Raw genomic sequence first — 1,030 nt, 5'->3', positions numbered from 1 at the left:
ATGAGAGTTTTAGTAACTTTCATTTTTTCATTTTTAAAGACTAATCGCAACCTTTTTTTAAAGTATCAATTGCAACCCCTTGAAAGGAAATTAAATGAAAAAGTTAAATCAAGAAGAAAGAAATTTAATTGAAGTAAGATTAAAAGATGGTTGGTCTTTAAAAGATATAGCAAAAGAATTAAATAGAAGTCTATCAACAATATCAAGAGAGATAAAAAGAAATAGAATGGTTGAAAGAAATGTTAAGATATTTGAATATAATAATATTAAAACAGATGAAGAGATACTTAAAAATAAACATTGCGATTTACTAAAACGATCACCTTATGTTTGTAATAGTTGTCCTAGATATTTTAGTAAAAATTGCACTAAGCATTACATAGTATATAAATCGATAATATCACATAAGAAATCTTTACATAGAAGAACTACTTCAAGAATAACTGAATCCAAAATAATGATGCTAAAAGAAATTCAAAGATTATTAGATTTAAAACAAACAATATATTCATATATTAATAATGGTCTATTGATAAAAATGAATAAAAGAAAAAGAAGAAAGATAAAGAAAAAGATAGAAGATATAGAACTTGAATACTTACCTAGAAAGAGTTTTTTAAGTGATAGAGAATATAAAGATTTTGAAGAATATAGAGAAAATCATAAAGATATAAGTGTGGTAGAAATGGATCTAATATGTGGTCCTTTAGGAACTAATGGATATATACTTACAATATTTATTACAGATATTCAATTTCTAATGGCATATAAATTAGAAAAGAAATCACAAATAGAGATAGTTAAAATACTTGATAATATAGAAAGAGCTATTGGAACTGTAATGTTTAGAAAAATGTTTGAAGTTATTTTAACAGATAGAGGGTATGAATTTTCATCAAGAGATAAAATGGAAAGAAGTATTAAAAGTGATTTTAACAGAACAAGAATATTTTATTGTGATAAGGCAATGCCAACTCAAAAACCTAATATTGAAAATATACATAGATTGATAAGAAGATTTTTACCTAAC

At 23.7% G+C, this 1,030-nt stretch carries 1 protein-coding gene; it reads left to right on the top strand.

Annotation, left to right across the window (positions count from 1 at the left end):
- Window positions 1–94: 94 nt before the first annotated feature.
- The coding region (locus AYC59_RS07195; RefSeq protein ID WP_066896925.1) for a helix-turn-helix domain-containing protein at window positions 95–1,030 on the top strand (936 nt) is incomplete at its 3' end.

The organism is Pseudostreptobacillus hongkongensis (assembly GCF_001559795.1).
GTDB lineage: Bacteria > Fusobacteriota > Fusobacteriia > Fusobacteriales > Leptotrichiaceae > Pseudostreptobacillus > Pseudostreptobacillus hongkongensis.
Note: the sequence above shows the minus strand (reverse complement) of the source record. Positions and strands in the feature narration are given on the sequence as shown.